13 protein-coding genes are annotated in these 15,858 nt (G+C 52.4%); 11 read left to right on the top strand and 2 right to left on the bottom strand.

The genetic code is table 11. The annotated features are described in order from the left end of the window. Nucleotides 1–66 precede the first annotated feature (66 nt). The gene (locus tag WN16_RS23020; protein WP_044699787.1) at nucleotides 67–603 is read right to left on the bottom strand and encodes a GNAT family N-acetyltransferase; all 537 of its coding nucleotides are present in this window, start codon (nucleotides 601–603) and stop codon (nucleotides 67–69) included. Nucleotides 604–1,419: 816 nt separating this feature from the next. On the opposite strand from WN16_RS23020, the gene pgaA reads away from it, so the two are divergent. The 6 genes from pgaA (at nucleotide 1,420) to WN16_RS22990 (ending at nucleotide 8,345) form a co-directional block, all read left to right on the top strand. Continuing rightward, complete coding sequence (gene pgaA, locus WN16_RS23015) at nucleotides 1,420–3,882, top strand: poly-beta-1,6 N-acetyl-D-glucosamine export porin PgaA (RefSeq protein ID WP_032949991.1); 2,463 nt, start codon at nucleotides 1,420–1,422, stop codon at nucleotides 3,880–3,882. A gap of 9 nt (nucleotides 3,883–3,891) precedes the next feature. After that, complete coding sequence (gene pgaB / locus WN16_RS23010; RefSeq protein WP_003846429.1) at nucleotides 3,892–5,913, top strand: poly-beta-1,6-N-acetyl-D-glucosamine N-deacetylase PgaB; 2,022 nt, start codon at nucleotides 3,892–3,894, stop codon at nucleotides 5,911–5,913. Continuing rightward, on the top strand, nucleotides 5,910–7,244 hold the full coding sequence (gene pgaC, locus WN16_RS23005) for a poly-beta-1,6-N-acetyl-D-glucosamine synthase (RefSeq protein WP_003033859.1): 1,335 nt from the start codon (nucleotides 5,910–5,912) through the stop codon (nucleotides 7,242–7,244). The genes pgaB and pgaC overlap by 4 nt, the downstream gene beginning before the upstream one ends. Beyond that, entirely contained in the window at nucleotides 7,241–7,747 is a 507-nt protein-coding gene (pgaD, locus tag WN16_RS23000; protein WP_003840995.1) for a poly-beta-1,6-N-acetyl-D-glucosamine biosynthesis protein PgaD, read from the top strand. Before pgaC ends, pgaD begins: the two co-directional genes overlap by 4 nt. 83 nt (nucleotides 7,748–7,830) lie before the next feature. Continuing rightward, nucleotides 7,831–8,061: a 4Fe-4S mono-cluster protein YjdI gene (yjdI, locus tag WN16_RS22995; RefSeq protein WP_003033864.1), complete on the top strand. Its 231-nt coding sequence runs from the start codon at nucleotides 7,831–7,833 to the stop codon at nucleotides 8,059–8,061. A gap of 11 nt (nucleotides 8,062–8,072) precedes the next feature. Further along, nucleotides 8,073–8,345, top strand: a complete 273-nt coding sequence (locus WN16_RS22990) for a GNAT family N-acetyltransferase (protein ID WP_003033869.1) — start codon at nucleotides 8,073–8,075, stop codon at nucleotides 8,343–8,345. 42 nt (nucleotides 8,346–8,387) lie between these two features. On the opposite strand, the gene WN16_RS22985 is transcribed toward WN16_RS22990, so the two are convergent. Next, the gene (locus WN16_RS22985) at nucleotides 8,388–9,317 is read right to left on the bottom strand and encodes a LysR substrate-binding domain-containing protein (RefSeq protein ID WP_003033874.1); all 930 of its coding nucleotides are present in this window, start codon (nucleotides 9,315–9,317) and stop codon (nucleotides 8,388–8,390) included. A gap of 390 nt (nucleotides 9,318–9,707) precedes the next feature. On the opposite strand from WN16_RS22985, the gene WN16_RS22980 reads away from it, so the two are divergent. The 5 genes from WN16_RS22980 to WN16_RS22960 all read left to right on the top strand — a co-directional run bounded on the left by WN16_RS22980 (nucleotide 9,708) and on the right by WN16_RS22960 (nucleotide 15,839). Further along, the gene (locus WN16_RS22980; protein ID WP_003033877.1) at nucleotides 9,708–10,313 is read left to right on the top strand and encodes an ankyrin repeat domain-containing protein; all 606 of its coding nucleotides are present in this window, start codon (nucleotides 9,708–9,710) and stop codon (nucleotides 10,311–10,313) included. A gap of 126 nt (nucleotides 10,314–10,439) precedes the next feature. After that, a complete protein-coding gene (locus WN16_RS22975; RefSeq protein ID WP_003840990.1) occupies nucleotides 10,440–11,228 on the top strand; it encodes a DUF2877 domain-containing protein in 789 nt (262 codons plus the stop codon). Continuing rightward, nucleotides 11,206–12,753: an acyl-CoA synthetase FdrA gene (gene fdrA / locus WN16_RS22970; RefSeq protein WP_044699784.1), complete on the top strand. Its 1,548-nt coding sequence runs from the start codon at nucleotides 11,206–11,208 to the stop codon at nucleotides 12,751–12,753. Before WN16_RS22975 ends, fdrA begins: the two co-directional genes overlap by 23 nt. Then, nucleotides 12,753–14,171 (top strand): DUF1116 domain-containing protein, encoded by a 1,419-nt coding sequence (locus WN16_RS22965; RefSeq protein WP_003033887.1) that lies wholly within the window; start codon nucleotides 12,753–12,755, stop codon nucleotides 14,169–14,171. The genes fdrA and WN16_RS22965 overlap by 1 nt, the downstream gene beginning before the upstream one ends. 117 nt (nucleotides 14,172–14,288) lie before the next feature. Continuing rightward, nucleotides 14,289–15,839, top strand: a complete 1,551-nt coding sequence (locus tag WN16_RS22960) for a hypothetical protein (RefSeq protein WP_003840986.1) — start codon at nucleotides 14,289–14,291, stop codon at nucleotides 15,837–15,839. The last annotated feature ends 19 nt before the right edge of the window (nucleotides 15,840–15,858 follow it).

Below are 15,858 nucleotides of genomic sequence, written 5' to 3'. Positions count from 1 at the left end.
TGAAACAGAGTTTCGATTCCCTTCGCCCGCTCCAAAACTCTCTCCTGTAGTTATTCTTTATAAATGTTAAATAGCGACACCGAAATCCGGTGGCAGTGTGCTGTTACCTTCACCCAGATTACGTTGTAGCAATACCGTGTCGAGCCATAGTCCATGTTTGAAGCCAATGTTTTTCAGTGTGCCGATTTCCGTAAATCCGGCCTGCTGATGGACTTTTAACGATCCCTGATTATTGCTGTCGCCGACGATGGCAATCAGTTGCCGATAGCCCTGTGCTTCAGCCCAGCCGATCACATGACACAGTAAAGCTTTTCCTACACCCTGACGCTGAGCCGTTGGAGCAATATAAATCGAATCCTCAAGGGTATAGCGGTAGGCATAACGCTCGCGATAGCGGGTGAGGTAGCAATACCCGATGACCTTATCTTCCTGTAGCGCGACGACCCACGGCAGCCCGAGGCTGCGGATTTTTTCCAGACGAGCAAACATCTGGTGAGCATCCGGAGGGTCGGTTTCAAAGCTGCCGGTACCGTGAAGAACATGATGTGCATAAATATCGCGTATGGCGGGGATGTGCTTTTCTTCTGCGTTAACGATTTTCATTGACCGGCTCCCATTGGCGTCTTTGCCCAGATTACCTGAAAGACTGAGGGGAAGGTAAGTGCAAAAAATTATGCTTCGAACAGTTGCTTGCAATGCTAATAGGCTTTCATATTGTAAGGGGAAATAATTGATTGTGGTTGATGTTGTCAATAATACGCAAGGTTGGTAAATACATTAACGTGTAGAGTAATACACAATTATTCGTGCATGTTTTCGAGCGTGTATCCAAATGCCAATTATGGTAGATTTCGAAAAATGATGAAGAAAGTTATTTGATTTCAATGTGTTGTTTCTGTATCTAATTCTTCTTGCGCCTGTACCCTTATTTTCATTTCATTGGCCCTGTTTGAGCCCTAAAAATTAAGTTATATTTTGTTGTTAGCAGAGAGCCTATTATCAGATTTTTCTCTATTCATCTCTCAAAATAGTTACCATGCAAACAGTTGCGCGGTGTAGCTATGCTAACCAGCAATAGTAAGCATCGTCACATTATGTCACCGGGCAAACTTTGTTTAAATCCAGAATTCAATCCCAAGAGTATTAGGATTATTTAGTCTAAAATACTTTTTTGACTAAGACTTTTCTTATTACGTAGCCATGAACTACATGGAGTGATAAAATTCCCGAGTTTATGCCTCCTGCTCAACGATTAGAGGACGCGGTGCGGGTAGTCAATAAGACGAAAGAATTAATTGCTTTATAACCCTATTACGAAATAAGCGGCAGTGCATCTTACATGGTCGGCAATCGTCAGGGATTGACCTTAACTTATTGAAAACGCTTATTTTTACTCTGATGTAAGATATAAGGGCAGATATGTTCAGTATGCGTCGACATGCCAACTTCATTAAACGTTTTAAGTCTGTAAGCTGTTTATTTACGGCCAGCATTCTTTTCCCTATGCAAATCTCTGCTGCGGTATCTGATTATGATGCTTTGGTTATTGAAGCGCGGGGGGGGAATAGTGCGCCGCTATTGCGCTACCTTGAGGATCAGGGAAAGAAAAGTGCGCTAACGCCAAATCAGGTTGCCGACTGGCTGCAAGTTTCCAGTTGGGTTGAGAACAACGATAAAACAACAATTGAAATCTGGCAGCGATATCGTGGGCAGATGGATGTACCTGCACGGGGAAAAGTCGCCGCAGCGCGTGCGTATCGTAACCAGAAAAACTGGAATGATTCATTGGCGGTGTGGGAAAGTGTTTTACAGCAAGAACCTGATAACGTTGATGTACGCACCGGCTGGATAATGACGCTGGCAGATGCGCGCTACAATCAGCAAGCCCTTACCGAAGCGAATAAATGGGCTCAGGCGCATCCGGGTGCAGATTCCGACGCATTGCTTGCCTATGTATATCATTCTCAGGGGAAAAATTGGGATGCACTGTTGGTTGCCAGCCAGGCGGATGACGTCGATCCTGGCAACAAAAATGCAAAATCCACGCTGTTGTCTGCGCTGTCAGCGAACCGTGTTTCCGGACCAGCCTTAAATATGGCGGAAGTCGTACCCACGGCAGATCCTGTGAAGCGTCGCCTTGAGCTTGATGCGGCGGCTGAAATGGTCCGATCCTCTTATACGTCCGCACGTAATGAAGAAGAACGTTTTATCGTAGCAGATAAAGCGCTGGCCCGTTATGACCAGTTGTTGGCGGCCTGGAAAGATGAGCCGTCTGCGCAGAATGATGTCCGCCGGGCGAGAATAGACCGTATGGGTGCCCTGTTGGTGCGTAAACGTACTGCCGAAGTGATCGAGGAATATGAGTCCCTTTCCGCAAGCGGCGAAGTACCAAACTACGCAAAACGTTGGGTGGCATCAGCATGGTTAAGCGAGCGTCAGCCGGAAAAAACCGAAGCGATGTTGGCGAGCATCTACTACCCAAATGGGCCTATCCCGGTGACGCCGCTCAGTCCAGAGGATCAACAAGATCTGTTCTATGCACACATTGATAATGAAAACTTCGATGCTGCCAAAAAACAAGTCGATGATTTGATCAAAGAGAGTCCGTATCTGCGGCGTATCTATGGCTCGCCAACGCCGCAGCCTAACGATAACTGGCTGCTCGGACAGTCGCTGCTGACGCAATATCATATCGCTGCCAATGAACTGCCAGAGGCAGAAAAGCTCGCAGAGCATCTGGCACGAACAGGCTCCGGTAACCAGGGACTGCGCATTTCCTATGCCTCTGTGCTTGAAGCGCGTGGATTGCCGCATGCGGCGGAGAAAGAGCTTAAGCTGGCGGAAGTAATTGAGCCAAGCAATCTGGAGCTGGAGCGTCAGCAGGCTTACGTTGCGCTGGATCTCCAGGAATGGAAGCAGGCCGATGAACTGACGGATGACGTTATTGCCCGTAGCCCGGATGATGAAGCGACGCTGCGCCTCGCGCGTATTCGTGATGTCCACAAAATGTCGGAAGTGCGCATTAGCGGCACGCAGGGGATCTCGTCCGATAGCCCGGTCAGCGGTAAGAATGACTTCAACATCAACACGGCTATTTACAGTCCGCCGATTAATGACAACTGGCGACTGTTTACTGGATTCAACTTCGCTACCGGTGAATTTGAGGAAGGGAAGGGCATCAGCCGCGATCTGGCGGCGGGTGCAGAATGGACTTCCCGTGATTACTGGGCGGAAATGGAAGTGTCTGGCCGAAATTATGGCGATGGTCAGAAGATTGGTGGGCGTCTATCCGGCTGGCATGACTTTAATGACAACTGGCGCGTAGGCGGTTCGGCCGAGCGCTTGTCGCGTAATACGCCATTGCGCGCGCTGCGTAGCGGTGTGTATGCCAACGGCGGCGATATGTTCGTTCGCTGGTATCAAAACGAACGACGTGAATATCAACTGTCGTTTGCTGCATCACATTTCTCAGACGGTAACGATCGCATCGAATACGGACTCAGCGGAAAAGAGCGCATCTGGACCACGCCTCGCTTCACGCTGGACTTTACGCCGGGCATTGGCGGGAGCACCAACACCAAAGAGAATGTGCCGTATTACAACCCGAAGAGTGATTTTTCGGTTGTCCCTGGCCTGAGCGCAGAGCAGGTTCTTTACCGCCACTATGATACCGTCTGGACGCAGCAAGGTCTGGCAGGCGTAGGTGGCTACTGGCAGCAAGGTGAAGATGCAGGCGCTATCGTCCAGGTAGGATACGGACAACGGCTTAAATGGAACAACGTCGTAGATGGCGGGGTGATGCTGATTTGGGATAAACGCCCCTATGACGGTAAACGTGAGCGGAATATCTCCCTCGCTTTCGATTTAAATGTCAGGTTTTAAGGATTGTTCATGCTGAAAAGATGCCTGTGGCTTAGCGCATTAATCGCTGGCTGGTTGATGATTACCGCGTGCAGCAGCGCGCACAATACAACGCCTCGCTATGTTCCTCCTGGGGAGAGAACACCGCTGACGGCGGATCATCAGTGGCCGAAAAATAGTTTCCTGGTACTGGGTTATCACGATGTTGAAGATGGTGCTGCCGACCAGCGTTACCTCTCTGTGCGTACCAGCGCGTTGAGCGACCAAATGGCCTGGCTGCGTGATAATGGCTATCAGCCGATCAGCGTGCAGCAAATTCTGGATGCCCATGACGGTAAAATTGTACTGCCGGAAAAAGCGGTATTACTCACCTTTGATGACGGGTATAGCAGTTTTTATACCCGCGTCTGGCCATTGCTGAAAGCCTACAACTGGCCTGCTCTCTGGGCGCCAGTAGGCAGTTGGGTTGATGCGCCAGCCAACAAAAAAGTCGATTTTGGCGGCTTAATGACAGCGCGAGATAAATTCGCGACCTGGAAAATGGTCGAAGAAATGGGGAAATCGCCGTTGGTGGAAGTCGGTGCGCACACCTGGAACTCGCACTTTGGCGCTGAGGCCAATCCACAGGGGAGTAAAGAGCCAGCGGTAGCGAACCGCCTGTATGATAAGAAAACCGGCACTTACGAAACGGACGAACAGTACACGCGACGTATAAACACGGATATTTCTCTGATCACTAACAAGATAAAATCGGTGACCGGGAAATCGCCGCGCGCGTGGGTATGGCCGTACGGCGCAGCCAACGGCACGACGTTAAACCTGGCCAAAGAGCATGGCTATAAGATGGCCTTTACGCTTAATGAAGGGTTGGCGAATGCCGCGTTTCTCGATGATATTCCGCGCGTGCTGATCTCTGATAACCCATCCCTTAAGCGCTTTGCCAGTCAGGTCGCTCAGGTCCGTGAGCCACAGACGATGCGCGTGATGCATGTCGATCTGGATTACGTGTATGACAAGGACCCTGCTCAGCAGAAGCGAAATATCGATAAGCTGATCCAGCGCGTTTATGACATGCGTATTTCTCATGTCTTCCTGCAGGCGTATGCCGACCCTAAAGGTGACGGGAATATTCGTGAGGTCTATTTCCCCAACCGCTGGCTGCCGATGCGTGCCGATCTCTTTAACTATATCTCCTGGCAATTACAAACGCGGGCAGGGGTGACGGTATATGCCTGGATGCCGGTTCTGGCTTTCGATCTCGACGCGTCTATTCCACGCGTAACCGCATGGGATCCGAAAACGGGACGTACTGCTATCAATCACGAGAACTATGTCCGCCTTTCACCCTGGAGCAGCGAAGCGCGTCAGCGCATCACTGAAATCTACGAAGACCTGGCGAAGCACGCCAGCTTCAAAGGTATTTTGTTTCATGACGATGCTTTCCTGACGGACTTTGAAGATGCGTCACCGGAGGCGTTAGCCGCCTACCGTGCCGCAGGGCTTCCGGGCAGTATCGAGCAAATACGTAATAATCCTCAGGCGTTCGAGCGCTGGACGCGCCTGAAAAGTAAGATGCTGATCGACTTCACCAAACAGCTGACCCAGTCTGTGCGTAATATTCGCGGTCCACAGGTGCAAACTGCGCGCAATATTTACGCCATGCCGGTACTGGAGCCTGAAAGTGAAGCCTGGTTTGCACAAAACCTGAATGATTTCCTCAATACCTATGACTGGACGGCGCCGATGGCGATGCCATTCATGGAACAGATCCCGGCCAATGATGCCAACGCATGGCTTGACCGACTGGTGAATGCCGTTGCACAAAACCCTGGGGCGCTGGATAAAACCGTGTTTGAACTGCAGGCACGAGACTGGCGTAAATCCGGGGATCAGGCTGAAATCAGCGGAAAACAAATAGCCGAATGGATGCGCCAGCTGAAATTAAGCGGTGCAGGTAACTACGGCTATTACCCGGATGATTTCATCAGCGACAAACCTGAGATGTCAGAGATTCGCTCGACGTTCTCCTCATACTGGTATCCGCAAAAATGACCGATCGCATTATTGCTTTCCTGATACTTTGCCTGATGTTCAGCCTGCCGTTTGGCGTGGCTGTCATCTTTACAGGTGAAGTGATGTTGAACTTCGTCTTCTTCTGGCCTTTGTTCATGTCTGCTTTGTGGATAAGCGGCGGAGTCTATTTCTGGTTTTACCGTGAACGTCACTGGAAATGGGGAGATGACACGCCACCACCGACCCTGCCGGGGAATCCACTGGTTTCCATTCTGATCCCCTGTTTTAACGAAGGGATCAACGCGCGTGAAACCATTGAGGCCGCACTGGCACAGCGATATAAGAATATCGAAGTGATTGCCATCAACGATGGTTCAACGGATGACACTCACGACGTGCTGGAACAACTGGCAGTGGAATACCCCAGCCTGCGGGTGATTCATCTGGCTGAAAACCAGGGCAAAGCGCTGGCGCTCAAGACCGGTGCGGCCGCGGCGCGCAGCGATTACCTGGTGTGCATTGATGGCGATGCGTTACTGGATCGTGATGCCGTTGCCTATATTGTGGCTCCGCTGATCCAGTTCCCGCGCGTTGGTGCGGTGACGGGGAATCCGCGTATTCGAACCCGCTCTACGTTAATCGGCCGTGTGCAGGTCGGTGAGTTCTCTTCCATTATCGGTTTAATTAAGCGTACTCAGCGAGTCTATGGGCAGATCTTTACCGTTTCAGGCGTAGTTGCGGCGTTTCGTCGTCGCGCGCTGGCCGAGGTCGGTTACTGGAGCCCGGACATGATCACTGAAGATATCGATATCAGTTGGAAGCTGCAATTGCGCCACTGGTCGGTATTCTTTGAGCCGCGCGCACTGTGTTGGATCCTGATGCCAGAAACGTTAAAAGGGCTGTGGAAGCAGCGTTTGCGCTGGGCGCAGGGTGGTGCAGAGGTGTTTATCGTTAACATGCGTCGTCTGTGGTCGTGGGAGTTCCGTCGCATGTGGCCGCTGTTTCTTGAGTTTTGTTTTTCTACCGCCTGGTCGTTTGCCTATGCGATCAGTATCGTGCTGTTCCTGTTAGGGCTGATGATCCCGATGCCGGACTCGCTGTATGTGCAGCATCTGTTCCCGCCAGCCTTCACCGGACTTATCCTCGGCGTGGTGTGCTTGCTGCAGTTTGCGGTGAGCCTGATGATTGAACGACGTTATGAAAAAGGCATTGGCGCCTCGTTGTTCTGGATTATCTGGTTCCCGGTGGTGTACTGGATGCTAAGCCTGTTCACCACGCTGGTCGCGTTCCCGAAAGTGATGCTCAAACGCAAACGCGGCAGAGCGCGTTGGGTGAGTCCTGACCGTGGAATTGGGAGGATCGAATCGTGAATCAGCCACTGATCTTTACGGAGCGGCGTCTGCTGCCTCGCATTATCGATGTGTTGTTGACGCTCATCGCCTGGGTTGGTTTCTTATACCTGATCTATAAAGGATTGATCACGGCCCTGGCGCATTCACCGTATATGGGGGTGCGACCCTTTTTCACCACGCTGGATACGGTCACGTTTTATATCCTTGTCGCCCTGGTCAACGGCCTGGTGCTGATTGGCTGGGCTAAGTACAACCAGTTTCGTTTTCGGGTGGAACGCCGCAGTCGCAGACCCGGGCTGGAAGACCATGAGCTGGCAGAAAGTTTGCGTATTACCCGGGAGCTGGTTACGGAACTGAACAAGGCGAGGGTGCTGACGGTCCACCATCATGAGAATGGCGAAATCAGTCATATCGATGTGGATAGGGATATTGCCGATAACCGCCTCCCGCCGCCAACGCCTGCGATGCTGGAGTATTTGCCACCAGAGCAGCAGCCGTTGTTGCAGAAAAGGCCCGAGTGATATTTCTGCTTTCAGCAGCTTCCTTCAGCCTCGCATAGGTCTATGATTAGACCCAGACACATAAAAAAATGTGAGGCAATGTCGTGGATAAGGAACTACTGGATGCAGGTTACCGGGCCTATACCGGCGAGAAGATTGACGTCTATTTCAACACGGCGATATGTCAGCATTCGGGCAATTGCGTGCGGGGAAGCGCGAAACTGTTTAACCTGAAACGTAAACCGTGGATCATTCCGGATGAAGTGGATGTCGAGACGGTCATCAAGGTCATCGATACCTGTCCGAGCGGTGCGCTGAAATATCGCCAGAAATGAGTGAGGGGACCATGGAAATTCTTGCAGGCCACAACAAGTTTTATGTCAATGATGCTGAGGGCAACCAGGTTGCCGAGATAGTATTTGTGCCGACGGGCGAGCATCTGAGCATCATTGAACATACCGATGTCGACCCCAGCCTGAAAGGTCAGGGCGTCGGCAAACAGCTGGTGGCGAAAGTGGTAGAGAAGATGCGCGCTGAAAACCGCAAAGTTATTCCGTTGTGCCCGTTTGCCAAACATGAATTTGATAAAACCCGCGAGTACGACGATATCCGTGCCTGATCCTCTTATGTGTACCGGAAGGCATAACAGCCATCCGGTTCATCACTCCCGATGCAGCAGATCCTGATAAATCCCCGTCAGTATCCCTTGTGGCCCAAACTCTTTTTTAATCCACTGAGTTACACGACCGGTTGCCGAATGCTGGGTTGCCAACAGCATTCGTGAATCCTGACGCGGGTTGTGGATCTGCCGCGTCACCAGCAACGACTTTTCCATCGCCTCGCGCACCATATAGTCCGGCAGAAAACCAATGCCTTCACCCAGGATCTGGCACTGGCACTTGGTATTAAAATCGGGAACCAGAATCGACTCCTGTCCGTGTAACAGCCAGCCGACCTTCTTGTTGATGGTGTGTGCGGTGTCTTCCACCATGATGTTTGGGTAAAGGCGTAACTGGCTCTCAGAAATGGGTTCCGGCATAAAGGCGAGGGGATGATCCGGGGCAATCGCAAACGACCAACGGATCGCGCCGATCTCGGTGTAATCAATTCCGCCGCCATCCAGTAACGTATCAGGCGCGCCAATGGCGATATTAGCCAGGTTGTTGATGATCGAATCCCAGACGCCGTTATACACCTCGGTGGTGACGGTTATCTGGCAGGTTGGAAACTGTTTCTTGAGTACCTGCAGCAGCCGCGCTGTATGTTGAGGGGTATACAACAGCTGGTTAATACAGATGCGTACCCGGGCTTCAATGCCCTGAGCGATGGTATCAATGCTGCGCTTGATGGCGTGGAAATCGTTGAGCAGGTCGGTCGCCTTGCGAAACAGGTAGCGCCCGGACTCGGTCAGTTCAATGCTGCGAGTACTGCGGGTAAACAGCACCACGTCGAGACCCATTTCCATGCGCTTAATGGTGTAACTAATTGCCGATGTGGTTAAGCCTAGCTCTTCAGCCGCCTTGCTAAAGCTGCTGTAGCGGGCAGCCATCGTAAACGCCAGTAGGTTTTCCTCGGTAAATATTGAATTCATCTTTCTCCCCTCCGGCGACAATGCGCATCCGCAACACGATGATTGTTGAATGTATTTGTAATCCTTATACAGAGCAATCAGTTTTGAACAAAATTTAACACTAGTTTTACATTTGATTTGAAGGCAATCACACTTCTGTATTTTAATTGCAGGCCGCTATCCGTGCAGCATACCGCCTGATTCACCGGACTACTGATTAGTGGCTAAAAGGGCCCCAGCCATAAGGGAAAGATTGCACTACAGCACGTTTTGTTCTCATTGTTAAAATTGATTCAATAATCGATGCGCTTACGATGAATGAAATTTAAGCGGATGTTATTCTCTGCACTCTGTTGCTATTCTCAGGTTATCGGATATTTAAAAAGTCTAAAAAACTGCAGGAGAGCGATTATGTCAGAGAAAGAACTCATTACTGAATTTCTGCTGGCGGCAGAACAGGGCAATGCCGATGGATTAAAATCCTGTCTGGCAAAAAATGTGGATATTAATGCCACTAACCGCCAGGGGCGTACTGCCATTATTATTGCCAGCCTGAATAAACATTATGACTGTGTTTCTTTATTGATTGCTGAGGGTGCCGATATTAATAAACAAGATCAAACTTGTTTTAACCCCTTCCTGATTAGCTGCTTGACGAATGATTTAACGCTGTTGCGTACGGTATTACCGGCTAACCCTGACCTTAATTGTCTGAGCCGTTTTGGCGGTGTCGGTATTACGCCAGCCAGCGAAAAAGGCCATGTTGAGATCGTGCGTGAGCTGCTGCTGCGTACCGATATCAATGTCAACCATACTAATTTTGTTGGCTGGACGCCGCTCCTGGAAGCCATCGTACTTAATGACGGTGGCGCGAAGCAGCAGGAGATCGTTAAGCTGCTGCTCGACCATGGCGCAAATCCGCACATGACGGATAAATACGGTAAAACCCCGCTGGAACTGGCGCGAGAGAAAGGGTACCACGAAATTGCCGAGCTGCTGATTGCGGCCGGAGCCTGACACAGGAGCGCCATTATCGCTACGCCATCACGGCGATGCGTACGGGCGCTAACCGCAGACAGCGCGTTTCTCACTTTCCGGGGAACGGGGCGGGTTGAACAGGTTTTTTCCCACGCGGTAAACCTGTTGATACCTGAACAGCAGCGGTTGCTGACGTTACTGAGTGAAGATTGTGATAACGCACCTAACAGCTGTCGGCTGGCGCTGACGCATTGTGAAGACCTGTTTCATCCCGGTGAGCTGGTCAATTTTAGCGGGTCGGGAATAGTTGTTGGCAATGATAAATGGATAGAAACCGCCGGTTGCCTGCTGTGGCGAATACCACGGTGGACATCTGATGCAGCAAGTCTTGCCGCAGTCGGCTGGCAGCATTGGGAAGAGGTTATCCGCCAACAGCTAAGAAGCGACGACACATTATTTCTGTATCAGGGTGACAATCCGTTTTTTCAGGAAATCACCCGTCAATTACACAACCGCCGACAAACATTACTGACGGCGTTGCGTACAGGAGAAAATATCTCTACAGCGGTCAGCCATTTAATTGGTCTGGGGATTGGTCTGACGCCCTCATCGGATGATTATTTAGTGGGCCTAAGCACTATTCTATTTATTCCCGGACATCCGCTGAGGAAATATCGTGAAGATTTTTTAGCAGCTTTACAATATGCCGGAAATAATACGACGCTACTCAGCAAAATAACGTTAGAGGAAGCTTTTCATCAGCGTTATCGGGAAAGCGTCGGACGGCTGCTGAACCAATTTATTACTGAGCAACAACCCGTTTCTACGCAATATATTACTGACATTAAAAATATTGGCTCAAGTTCTGGCTGCGACATGCTGTATGGCATGGCGGATGCCTGCGCCCTGAGCCACAGGTCCGGAGGGAATTATGTCGATCAGGATAGTTGTTAAAAAGAACACGTATTTTGATTCTGTCTCACTGATGTCTATCTCCACGCGCGCAAATAAGCTCGATGGTGTTGAGCAGGCGTTCGTAGCTATGGCGACAGAAATGAATAAGGGCGTACTGAAGAATCTCGGCCTGCTCACGCCTGAGCTGGAAGAGGCGAAGAGTGGCGATCTGATGATTGTCATTAAAGGCGCGAGCGACGAAGCAAACGCGCAAACGCTGGTGGCGATTGACGATCTGTTTACGCATAAAGAGCAGGGTGGCCAGCACGAAGCGCGCTATGCCACGCTCGCCAGCGCGAAGAAGCACGTTCCCGACAGCAACCTGGCGGTGATCTCGGTCAATGGCCTGTTTGCCGCGCGTGAAGCGCGTCAGGCGCTGCAAAATAACCTCAACGTGATGTTGTTCTCTGACAACGTCTCTCTTGAAGACGAGCTGACGCTTAAGCAACTGGCGCACGAAAAAGGACTGTTGATGATGGGGCCAGACTGCGGAACCGCCATCATTAACGGCGCGGCGCTGTGTTTTGGCAACGCAGTGCGTCGCGGCAACATCGGAATTATTGGTGCGTCCGGTACCGGTAGCCAGGAGCTGAGCGTACGCATTCACGAGTTTGGCGGCGGAATTTCTCAACTGATTGGCACCGGTGGACGCGATCTGAGTGAGAAGATTGGCGGCCTGATGATGCTTGACGCGATTGGCATGCTGGAGGCCGATCCGCAAACTGAGATCATCGCGCTTATCTCCAAACCTCCTGCGCCAGCGGTGGCGCGCAAGGTGCTGGAACGTGCGCGCGCCTGTCATAAGCCCGTGGTGGTGTGTTTCCTCGGACGTGAAGCCGCGCCTGCGGATGAAAAAGGCCTGCAGTTTGCCCGCGGTACTAAAGAGGCGGCGTTGAAAGCGGTACTACTTACCGGTGTGAAAAAAGAGAGCCTGGATCTGCATCCGCTCAACTGGCCGCTGATTGAAGAGGTTCGCGCCCGTCTGACCCCGCAACAAAAGTACATCCGTGGCTTGTTCTGCGGTGGCACGTTGTGCGATGAGGTGATGTTTGCTGCCATGGAAAAACATGCCGAAGTTTACAGCAACATTCATCCGGACCCGGCGTTCCGCCTGCAAGATCTCAACCGCAGCGTGGCGCATACCTTCCTCGATTTCGGTGATGACGATTTTACCAACGGTAAACCGCACCCGATGATCGATCCCACCAACCGCATTAGTCGTCTGTTGCAGGAAGCGCGCGATCCTGAAGTCGGCGTGATCGTGATGGACTTCGTCCTTGGTTTTGGATCGCATGAAGATCCGGTTGGCGTGATGCTCGACGCGATCGTTGAAGCCAAAGCGATCGCCGCCGCAGACGGTCGTCCGCTTGAGATTCTCGGCTATGTGCTGGGAACCGATCTTGATACGCCGTCGCTGGAAAAACAATGTCAGATGCTGACTGATGCGGGCGTTATCTGGGCGAGCAGTAGCACCAACACCGGATTGCTGGCTCGTGAATTTATCTGTAAAGGGGAGGAAGCCTGATGAGCCAGACACTGTTTAACCAGCCGCTGAATGTGATTAATGTCGGTATCGCGATGTTCAGCGATGACCTGAAAAAGCAGAACGTTCCCGTGACCCAGCTAGACTGGACGCCGCCGGGCCAGGGCAACATGCAGGTGGTTGCTGCACTGGACGAGATTGCCGATTCGCCGCTGGCAGACAAAATCGCTGCCGCTAACCAGCAGGCGCTGGAACGTATTATCCAGTCGCATCCGGTGCTGATTGGCTATGACCAGGCAATCAATGTCGTGCCGGGGATGACCCGCAACACCATCCTGCATGCCGGGCCGCCGATCCGCTGGGAAAAAATGTGCGGTGCAATGAAGGGCGCGGTAACCGGGGCGCTGGTGTTTGAAGGACTGGCGAAAGATCTGGATGAAGCTGCCGAACTGGCCGCCTCGGGTGAAATTATCTTCTCACCATGTCACGAGCATGACTGCGTTGGCTCGATGGCGGGTGTGACCTCTGCGTCGATGTTTATGCACATCGTTGAGAACAAAACCTACGGCAACCGCGCATATACCAATATGAGCGAGCAGATGGCGAAGATCCTGCGTATGGGCGCGAACGATCAGAGCGTTATTGATCGTCTGAACTGGATGCGTGATGTGCTGGGACCGATGCTGCGCGATGCCATGAAGCTGGCGGGCGAAATCGATCTGCGCCTGATGTTGGCGCAGGCGCTACACATGGGCGATGAGTGCCATAACCGTAACAACGCCGGGACGGCGCTGCTGATTCAGGCGCTGACGCCATGGATTATTCAGACCGGTTATCCGGTTGAGCAGCAGCGTGAGGTGTTCGAGTTCGTCCTCAGCAGCGATTACTTCTCCGGGCCGACCTGGATGGCGATGTGTAAAGCCGCAATGGACGCCGCCCACGGCATTGAATACAGCACTGTGGTGACGACGATGGCGCGAAACGGTGTTGAGTTCGGTCTGCGCATCAGCGGCTTACCGGGTCAGTGGTTTACCGGTCCGGCGCAGCAGGTGATTGGCCCGATGTTTGCGGGCTACAAGCCGGAAGATTCCGGACGTGATATTGGCGATAGCGCGATCACCGAAACCTACGGCATTGGCGGTTTCGCTATGGCGACGGCGCCGGCCATCGTGGCACTGGTGGGGGGTACGGTCGAAGAGGCCGTTGATTTCTCTCGCCAGATGCGTGAAATCACTCTCGGCGAAAACCCCAACGTCACCATTCCACTGCTGGGTTTTATGGGCGTACCGACCGCTATCGATATTACGCGCGTGGGCAGCACCGGCATTCTGCCGGTGATTAACACCGCAATTGCGCACAAAGATGCGGGGATCGGCATGATCGGCGCCGGAATAGTCCACCCGCCGTTCGCCTGTTTTGAAAAGGCGATCCTCAACTGGCGCGACCGCTACTGCCAATAACAACAATCGGGGCTAACGCGGTTAGCCCCACAGTAGCGAAGCGAAAAACGTTGCTTACCTGCAGGGCTGGGCGATCTCCGCGATCGCAAACGATGCTTAACCTGTTAAGGATATTCCATGAACAGCATAAAACTAGAATGGAAACGTGGTGACTGGGCAGCTTACTTTGGGCTGATGACCAACAACCTGACTAACCTGCTGACAATGATGGGGCTGCTCATTTTTGTCGTCGGGATCCCTACTGAAATTGTCTATGGTCGCATTGCGCCTGCCTTTGGTCTGGCGGTGCTGGTGGCCAGCGTCTGCTACGCCTGGTTTGGCCTGCAGATGGCAAAACACACCGGGCGTAAAGACGTGACGGCGCTGCCGTCCGGACCGAGCGCACCGTCAATCTTTACCGTAACCTTCCTGGTACTGATGCCGGTTTATCAGCAAACCAAAGATGCCAACTTTGCTATCCAGATAGCCCTGGTGTGGTGCTTTGTCGAAGCGTTGATCCTGGTCGGCGGCTCCTTCCTGGGCGAGACCATCCGCAAGATGATTCCACGTACGGTACTGCTTTCTTGTCTGTCCGGCCTGGGACTGTTGCTGCTGGCGATGAACCCGATGCTGCAGGCATTCGAAGCGCCGACCGTCTCTTTCATCGTCCTGTTGCTGATCTTCATTAACTGGTTCGGTAAGAAGCCGATTTTTGCCCGCATTCCTACCGGCTTGCTGCTGCTGATTGCCGGTACGGCCCTGGCGTGGATCTCCGGTTTACAAAGCCCGGAGGCCATTAAAGCGTCGATGTCTTCCTTTGGCTTCAACCCGCCGGAAATTCATGTCGACAGCTTCTTGCAAGGTTTGCCGCATGCACTGCCGTATCTGGCTTCTGCGGTTCCTCTGGGTCTGGCGAACTACATTTTCGACCTTGAGAACATTGAAAGTGCGCACGCGGCGGGGGATGAGTACAACACCCGTAAGGTGATGATGGCGAACGGCTTTGCCTCCATGCTCGGCTGCATGCTGGGCAACCCGTTCCCGGTGACCGTGTATGTTGGGCATGCGGGCTGGAAAGCGATGGGCGCCAGTATCGGCTATACCCTCGCTTCAGGCATCACCATGTTCCTGGTACCGCTGTTTGGCCTGGGCGCGTTTATGCTCGCCATTATTCCGATGACTGCGATAGTGCCGATTCTGGTGTTTATCGGCGTGGTGACCGCCAACCAGGTGGTGCGAGAAACGCCCAAAGTCGAGGTTCCCGTTATCTTCATCTGCCTGTTCCCGTGGATCGCTAACTGGGCATTGACCATCGTTAACAGCGTGATGGGCGCCGCCGGAACATCCGCGGGGAAACTGGGTAGCGACTTACTGCACAGCAAAGGTGTCTATTACGACGGACTGGTGCATCTGGGAAGCGGCGCGCCGCTGGCCAGCATGCTGTGGGGCTGCGTCGCTATCTTCGCCATTATGAATAAGCCGCTGCGCGGGGCGATTGCCGCAGCCTTTGGGGCACTGTTATCGCTGTTTGGCGTGATCCACTCCCCGGCAGTTGGCTTTGCTGAGGGCAGCTCGATGATGTTTGTTGTGGCCTACCTGATGATGAGCGGCATGTTTGTCCTCAAGCATGTTCTTGATAGCCGTGAAGCGGTGACTGCGCCTGAGCAGGAACCGACGAAAACGACCTGAATCGCCTGTAAGCGGAAGA

Source organism: Citrobacter sp. ABFQG, assembly GCF_004322975.1.
In the GTDB taxonomy this organism is placed as follows: Bacteria; Pseudomonadota; Gammaproteobacteria; order Enterobacterales; family Enterobacteriaceae; genus Citrobacter; species Citrobacter freundii.
This window is presented reverse-complemented; position numbering and strand designations above follow the sequence as displayed.